The sequence below is a fragment of the Blautia caecimuris genome, assembly GCF_024622975.1.
Lineage (GTDB): Bacteria > Bacillota > Clostridia > Lachnospirales > Lachnospiraceae > Blautia_A > Blautia_A caecimuris.
This window is the reverse complement of record NZ_JANJZT010000061.1, coordinates 1-7,943: the sequence shown is the minus strand read 5'-3', so window position 1 is coordinate 7,943 and position 7,943 is coordinate 1. Positions and strand designations below refer to the sequence as shown.

6 protein-coding genes and 2 pseudogenes are annotated in these 7,943 nt (G+C 45.8%); 4 read left to right on the top strand and 4 right to left on the bottom strand.

Annotated elements, in window-relative coordinates; translation table 11 throughout:
* Window positions 1-144 precede the first annotated feature (144 nt).
* Window positions 145-692 (bottom strand): annotated as a pseudogene (locus NSA57_RS18915) (recombinase zinc beta ribbon domain-containing protein); the annotation flags it as partial.
* A gap of 473 nt (window positions 693-1,165) precedes the next feature.
* On the bottom strand, window positions 1,166-1,336 hold the full coding sequence (locus NSA57_RS18910) for a hypothetical protein (RefSeq protein WP_257465783.1): 171 nt from the start codon (window positions 1,334-1,336) through the stop codon (window positions 1,166-1,168).
* A gap of 157 nt (window positions 1,337-1,493) precedes the next feature.
* On the opposite strand from NSA57_RS18910, the pseudogene NSA57_RS18905 reads away from it, so the two are divergent.
* Window positions 1,494-2,748, top strand: a pseudogene (locus NSA57_RS18905) (DDE-type integrase/transposase/recombinase).
* 2 nt (window positions 2,749-2,750) lie between these two features.
* Entirely contained in the window at window positions 2,751-3,554 is an 804-nt protein-coding gene (locus NSA57_RS18895; protein WP_257465781.1) for an ExeA family protein, read from the top strand.
* 223 nt (window positions 3,555-3,777) lie between these two features.
* Here the strand turns inward: NSA57_RS18895 and NSA57_RS18890 are convergent, their stop codons facing one another.
* Both NSA57_RS18890 and NSA57_RS18885 read right to left on the bottom strand, forming a co-directional pair.
* Entirely contained in the window at window positions 3,778-4,173 is a 396-nt protein-coding gene (locus NSA57_RS18890; RefSeq protein ID WP_257465780.1) for a replication initiator protein A, read from the bottom strand.
* A gap of 111 nt (window positions 4,174-4,284) precedes the next feature.
* A complete protein-coding gene (locus NSA57_RS18885; protein ID WP_306814162.1) occupies window positions 4,285-4,698 on the bottom strand; it encodes a cysteine-rich VLP domain-containing protein in 414 nt (137 codons plus the stop codon).
* 360 nt (window positions 4,699-5,058) lie between these two features.
* Between NSA57_RS18885 and NSA57_RS18880 the strand changes: the two genes are divergently transcribed.
* Window positions 5,059-5,859, top strand: coding sequence for a helix-turn-helix domain-containing protein (locus NSA57_RS18880; RefSeq protein ID WP_257465778.1), 801 nt, complete (start codon window positions 5,059-5,061; stop codon window positions 5,857-5,859).
* Window positions 5,860-5,884: 25 nt separating this feature from the next.
* On the top strand, window positions 5,885-6,577 hold the full coding sequence (locus tag NSA57_RS18875; protein ID WP_257465777.1) for an aspartate/glutamate racemase family protein: 693 nt from the start codon (window positions 5,885-5,887) through the stop codon (window positions 6,575-6,577).
* The last annotated feature ends 1,366 nt before the right edge of the window (window positions 6,578-7,943 follow it).

The following is a 7,943-nucleotide window of genomic DNA, read 5'->3' as shown; positions in this document are numbered from 1 at the left end:
CAGGAAGCCCGTGAATTAAACGACGAAATGGAAGGTCTTGTGAAAGATGCTTTAACAAATTAACTCAAAAGAGTGCCCAAGTATAAGACTGGGGAGGATTCCCTCCCCAAAATATTTTTTCAAAAACTTACACAAAAAACTTGACAATCCCTTTGCACCCGTCAGGCTGTCCACCAGCTTTTCAATCTCGCTGTCCACATGGGCAAGCTCCACTTGCAGTGCTGCATTTTCGGGTTTGCCTTTGCTGCTTTCTTTCTGCCTGTCAGCGTCTTGTAGCTTGCCAGCTTCTTTACCATCTGCTGATAAACAACCGCTTCCAGCTCCGAAGTGATGATTTTCCCGCACCCGGCACAGCTTTTATTGTCCAGCCGTTTTGTGCAGCGGAGATATTGCTTTCCCACAGGATTGTTAATGCTCATAAGCGCATACCCGCAATTCCCGCATTTGATTTTTCCCGCGAGCCATGTATGGGTAGCTTTTCGGGCAGACTGGATTTTCATGTTGTTCATCAGCTTCTTACGGCAGGTCAGCCAGATGTCGGAGGGAACAATGCCCTCATGGGGAGCCAGTACCAGCATTTGGTCTTTCAAGTCGTTCTTCTTGCTGGGCTTCACATCCCGTCCTTGATACAGATAGCAGCCGTTCATTCCCGTAAAGTCGGCAGCGTCATTGACAATGACCGTCCCTTGACTATTATCAGGCACACTATAACAAACTATTTTTTCGCTTTTAAGGCATAATAAAAGAGGTCTTGGCATAAGGGAATCTGACGTATTTTCCATCAGATTGTTTTATCCTGAGACCTCTGGTGTTATCATATAGTTTTGTAACCATGAAATAAAAAAGCAGAAATCTCTCCGACCAAAGTTTGATTCCTGCTTTCACCCAAATATAGCTTACGCTACATTTATACATACCTATGATAACAATTAAAACAGAAAATTACAACCTTATTTCTCAGGATTTTTACAATAAAACGATAGATTCTCTTGATCTTAACCTTATTTCCTGTATCTGTGGCCACTCCGGCTGTCTCATCCGTTATGGCTCTTACAGACGCAAGATCCAGCTTACTGACAGGATCCTCTCTCTTTCAGTCGTTCGTGTGTACTGCAAAGTCTGTGGGCATACCCACGCACTGTTCCTTTCCTCTATGGTCCCTTATTCACAGATCCCTCTGGTTCTGCACGTCCGTCTGATCCAGGCTTATGAACATGACACCGGATTCCAAAACATACTGGCAGAACAATACCTCGTGGATGAAAACAACCTGAAATCCATAATCCGGAACTACCGGCTGCATTGGAAACAGCGGCTGCTCTCCATGATGCTCCACCTCCTTGACCTCCCCAGCCTGATCTCTGCGTGCTTTTCCTTCTTTTCCAGACAGTTCATGCAGATTAAATCCGTCTCCAATAAACTTTTTGTTCTGCCAACATAACCTTACACGACAGATCCTGGTTTATCCCTTATACTTTAGAAAAAGGAGGCAGATGAAACTTATGAAACAGGAAAAACAACAGGAAATCGCACTGATGCGCTATGGTGCCATCGCACCTATTATTGCTGGTCTTGATGAACGTTATCCTAGCAAGACCGCTTTTTACACAGAAATCTCTGCAAAAGGACTCCTGGGCCCCGATGGGAAGCTCCATCATTATGCTCCCGCTACCATTGAAAAATGGTATCTGGACTATCAGAACCATGGTTTTGAAGGTCTCGTCCCGAAAGGACGGTCAGATGCCGGCATGAGCCGCAAGCTTGACGAAGAACTCCAGGAAAGGATCCGGTATTTCAAGACCAACTATCCGCGCATGTCTGCGGCCGCTATTTACAGGCAGCTGAAATCCGATGGCTCTGTAATAAACGGACAGGTATCCGAATCCACCGTCAGCCGCTTTGTGAACCGGCTTCAATTGGAACTCCGGCAGACACCAAACAAGGATATGCGCCGCTATGAGCGCCCCCATATCAATGAAGTCTGGTGCGGGGACAGCAGTGTCGGTCCCCGCCTTACAGATCTGGATGGCAAAAAACACCGGGTCTATATCATTGCCCTGATCGATGATGCCAGCCGGTTCATTACCGGAATTGATGTGTTCTATCATGATAACTTTATCAGCCTGATGTCGGTCATGAGATCAGCCATAGCAAAGTATGGGCGCCCAAAAGTCTTCAACTTTGACAATGGTAAATCTTATAAAAACAGACAGATGGAACTCCTTGCCGCAAGAATCGGCACAACACTCAGCTACTGCCAGCCCTATACGCCCACCGGAAAAGCCAAGATCGAACGCTGGTTCCGGACAATGAAGGACCAGTGGATGGCAGCCCTTGACATGCGGGATTTCCATTCACTGGAAGAGCTGAGGGGCAGTCTGTATGCTTTTGTCCAGCAATACAACCAATCCCCCCATTCTTCCCTCCGTGGATGTTCCCCACAGGACCGTTTCTTCTCGGAACCAGAAGCAGATCCGCAGGCTTTCTGAGGAAGACATCCGCCAAAATTTCCTTCTGGAGATCGAACGCCGGGTATCTGCTGACAGTGTGATCGTCATCGACCAGGTCGAATACGAAGTTGATTATCGTTTTGCACGGCAGCGTATCCGCCTGCGCTATTCCCCGGATATGAAAGAAATCTTCATTGTGGAAGCTGACGGGACACTGGCACCGATCCGGCTTCTCAACAAAACCGAAAACGCATTGATAAAAAGAGAAAAAGTACGCTTATGCAAAGGAGATGAATGATCATGGATTACACTGCAAGATACGGACTGGAATTCAATCCTTTCCTAAAGAATTCAAAGGAAGTCCTTGTAGAAACACAGGAATACAAGGAGGTTCTGTTCCGTCTGAACTACCTGCTTACCACAAAAGGCTTCGGACTCCTGACCGGAAGTGCCGGAAGGGGAAAGACCACCGCTGTCAGGAACTGGGCTTGTGGACTGAACACTTCCCTTTATAAAGTAGTTTATTCCAGTCTTTCCACCCTGACGGTAAATGATTTTTACCGGAATCTGGCCGAGGAACTTGGAGCCCAGCCTGCATTCCGCAAGACCGATAACTTCAAGATCATCCAGGATGAGATCAACCGTCTGGTACTTGAAAAACGACAGACGCCTGTCATCATCATAGATGAAGCAAACTATATCGGAAACGCTGTGCTCAATGACTTAAAAATGCTGTTCAACTTCGAAATGGATTCCAAAGACCGGGCGGTTGTCCTCCTCTGTGGCCTGCCACAGCTCAACAGTACCCTGCGCCTAAGCATCCACGAACCTTTCCGCCAGAGAATTGTCATGAATTATAACCTGGAAGGCATGACAAAAGCAGAAGGGCATTCTTATGTTACTGCCAAACTGAATGGTGCCGGATGCACCCAAACGGTATTTGAAGATAACACACTTGAAGCGATCCTCAATGCTGCGAATGGGACTCCACGTATGATCAACAAACTGTGCAATGCAAGTCTGTTGGTTGGAAACAGCTCAAATTTAAATATCATAACCGCCGATGCCGTTATGCAGGCAATCAATGACTGCGAACTCGGATAGCTTTAGAAACCATCATGTAAAATAATCTGCATGATGGTTTTTACTCATAAAATAGTGTGCCGAAAATCCCCAAAACTATATGCTTCATACCATGATCAGACACTCAAAAAGACCTGTTTTAATCTGACGGAAAGGGCAGCGTTTAATTTGCTGAATAACACTATATACCGTCCGGTTTTCGTACTTCAAGAGGATTGATTATCGTACTCTATGAGTGCGGTTTTCAGTCCTCCGGCGTTCCATAACCGGATTTCTTGAAGTCGGTGTTTGGAACCGCTTCGTAGGATTTTGGGTAAATGCGGTTGGGTTTTCCACAGCCCTGTTTCCTAATGTCAATCAACTCCGCATACTGCAACTCCCGCAGGGTGTTGACGGCTTTCTGCCGTCCGCAGTGGAGCAGCTCCACTACCTCGTTGATGGGATAGTAGAGGTAAATCCGCCCGTATTCATCTGCCCAGCCGTTTTTTCGGGATAGGTCTGTCCGGCGCAGGATAAAGGCATACAGTACCTTTGCTTCGTTGGACAGTGGCGTGAATGTGGGGGCTTCAAAAAGGAAATTGGGAAGCCGGGTAAAGCTGACCGTCTTTTCCGGCTGATGGATATAAATGGTGTTTGTCATATCGTGTTTTGTGGACGGTTAGAAGCCTGTTTCCGGGGGCAGACGGTAGTTTCTATTGCCTACCCCTGTTCTGTGCTTGTAAAGCCTTGTAAATCAAGGACTTTTCAGCCCCTAACTGTCCACAGCAGACCTCCTTTTCCGTTCACTTTCTGTTTTCTGCCGTCTGTGAACTCTGGCGGCGCAGTCGGGGCAGTATTTCCCCCAGTTGGATTTGGGGACGAACACGCCGCCGCAGACCGCACAGCGTTTCAAATCCCTGCCCCGGTAAATTTCCGCTTCCAGCGTCCCGGCAAGGGGCAAGACCGCCCACCGAAACCATTTACAGCAGACCGAGAAAGAAATCATCTGCGGGCAGGTGTGGGTGTCCCCAGCGTCAAGGAGCATACAGTTCCCGTCCTCATAACAGCAGCACTCCCTGCGGATCAGGGCGTTTGCCTGTTTCCTCTGTGCCGGTGTCATGCGGTAAAGGGAACCGTCCTGCCTGCGCTCTATGGGCGGCAGTCGTTTATATGGATTTTCTATCATGCGTCCCTCCATTTGTTCTCCGTTGCCGTTCTCCCCGAAAAGGCTTCCTGCCCCATTCCTGCGGAGTGTTCCGGCGTTGGCACGCTCCCCATAACTTCGGGACATTTTGTCCCGAAGCCACCTCTGGACATTTTGTCCCGAAGTCGGCTCCTTACGGTGCTTCCCCCGCCGGATATTCCTTTTCGGACGGTCATTCTGTTTTCAAGGTGCTGTCCATCGATGAACTACCCTAAGTCTACACGAAAAAAATGCAATCCCCGAAATTTTGCGAGAATTGCATTTTGATGAAGTTTACACTTTGAAAATTGTATTTTTGCAATTTTGCTGTATAATGGAGATATGCGGAGGAGGTGCGTGTCTATGGCTTTACCCGGAACACCCGGACAGCGGATTTCCGATTTATGTAACGGAAACCACATCACACAAAAGGAACTTGCGGAGAAGATAGGCGTTTCCGCTTCCCAGTTGAGCCGGATTGTCAGCGGCGAAACGAGAACGGTCAGCAGTGATATTCTTATAGGTGTGGCAAAAGAATTTAAGGTATCAACAGACTACATACTGGGCTTATCCACTGTAAGCGTCCGTAAAAGCTATGATATTTCTGAACTGGGCTTATCCGAGGGAGCCGTGAGGGGGCTTGTGACGGGCGCAGTCGATGTGCAAATCCTTAACCGCCTTCTGGAACACAGAAACTTTCCGAAGCTGATAGATTTGATACGGATTTATTTTCAAGATACGGCGGCAAAGGGGATAATGGCACGAAACCAGCTTATCGAGATAGCGACGGCTTCCCTGTCCGACCTGATGAAAGAACACCCGGAACACAGGACAGAAGCAAAGCAGGATTTACAGCTATTGAACGCACAGAAGATGGGGGAGCATGAAGCTGAGATTGAGAAAATCAAGAGCGTGTTCCTTGCCATCCTGCGGGATATTAAGAAAGACATGGAAAACAGAGAACAGCCGGGGGAAGCTGTAACCGCCGCTATGTTTCAGACCATGCGGAACGCATTGGCGGAGCAGAAACAAAACACAATTTCCGTTGATGATATAACAGCGATGATTACCGGACAGATCGGGCAGCTTGCGCCGATGGACGACGAAACTGCCGAACTATTCCAGCAGTTGGCAAAAAAGATGATGGAGCAAACCAATAAATAATCTATGCAATATTAGAGGTAACTTAATGAAAAAAATAGGACTTGTCGGAGGGATTGGCCCCGCTTCAACAGTAGAGTATTATTTGGGACTTATACAAAAAAGTTTGAATGAACAAAATAACAGCATATATCCAGAAATTGTGATTGATAGTGTAAATATGCTTAAACATGATGTGGCGCTCGAAAATAGTGACTATTCAGTTTTAGGAGAATATTTACTTTCCAGTCTCTCCAATTTGAAAGCGGCTGGTGCAGAGATTGCTGCTATTACCGCAAATACAGAACATATTGTGTGGGATAGAATATGCAATAATTTCCCGCTACCTGTAATCAGCATTGTCGAGGAAACCATTAAGGAACTTAAGCGGCTTCGTTTCAAAAAAGCACTTATCTTTGGAACAGAATCAACTTTGCGTAGCGGTCTTTATGAAAAAGCATTAACAGCAAACGGGATAAAAGCGGTTATCCCATCTAACGCAGAAATATCTCTATTAGGGAAACTGATATACCCCAATTTAGAGAATGGTATAGTAATTCCAAGCGATAAAGAGAAAATGATTGCACTGGCAAATAAATATATTGCAAAAGAAAATGTAGATGCACTCATTCTTGGCTGTACTGAGTTGCCACTTGCCATAAAATCCGAAGATGTTAATGTTCCAATTGTAAATACAACCCAAGTACATATCAACGCAATTTACCAATATGCGATTCAATAAAAATAGCAAAGCCAACCGAGCCAGTCAACGGTCAAGATGAACGGCGCATTTCATGCGCCGCCGTTGACAGCACGCCTGTCTTTGCTGATGAGCAATCAAGGCGGGAAAGCCCTAAAATGGCTTCCCGCCCATTTCAATTTTGAGACACTCCAAAATCAGAAAGAGAGCGGCCAAGCACTTTGAGGGATTGGCCGCCTTGTCCACCCATTCAGCGGGACGGCGAGCGGCGGTCAAGGCCGGATGTAAACTCGTTCATTTCAGCTTTGACGGTTGCCCGCTGTCCTGCTACTTTTCCAGAAGTGTGGCCACAACTTCGGGACATTTTGTCCACAAGTCGGGCGTAGGACGAAGGACGGGGCTTCATATATCTGCCGCCGTTCTCTGAAACCAGCCCAATTTTTTGTTCATTCCCATTCACAAAAAGTCAGCCTGTTTTCCTGCCGGAGCAAGTAGGGCGCAAAAAGCACCGCACCCCGTTTCCCCCGTCAGCCACGCCAGCAGGTATAACACACTACACTTTGCAAGCAAAGTCGTGTGCCAAAGGGGAAGCCCCTTTGGAAACCCCAGACAACAAAACAGGCTGAATATCTCGCACTTTTCCGGTGCTTAATACTCAGCCTTTATTTGTTGTCAGCAGCCCCCGTTTCGTGGTCTGCGTGTAGTTCCTTGTAAACTAACCTAAGCAACTGTTAATAAAACTTTGGTTTATGATACTAAGCTATAATGATGTCTCTCCACTTCTATGTAGATGATTAAAATATAAAAATTTGCAGTAACTTAGAGGGGGAATATTTCAGAGGATATAAATATTCAAAATCATGTAAAATAAACCTGAAGATTTGGAGATTTTATTCGTAAGTGCATCAAAATATGACGTAGGTAAGTAGTTTCCATCCGGCACCCAAAAAAGGTTTTACATGTTCGAACCATAACCACAGGTTTTCTTCGGTCCTGCTGAAAGAATGCATATCCAGGAAAATATAGTAAAGTGTCAGGATATGTTTTGTACTTTTGAGGACGGTGTTCCTATACCGTGCATTAGCCATTTCCTGAAGAAATCTCTCTATAATCGTAAGCGCAAAATAATTCGACGGATTGTGTTGCTGTTGCGCTTACGTCTAAAAAGTTGAATACTGAACTATTTGGACTTTATAGTGATGAGTCTATTATCTCACACAGGATGATTTTGGACAGGTACTTACTATTTGGCGTTTACGAATTTAGTTTATAATGAAATGTTTTGTTTTGTTTTGTTTTTTAAACAACAATAAAATATCCTCATTGAAAAATATTGTTGTTGACCTCATAAATTATCAAAATACTGATTTACTTGCCTGTCTCTGAATTGACCTGTATACTGTCATCA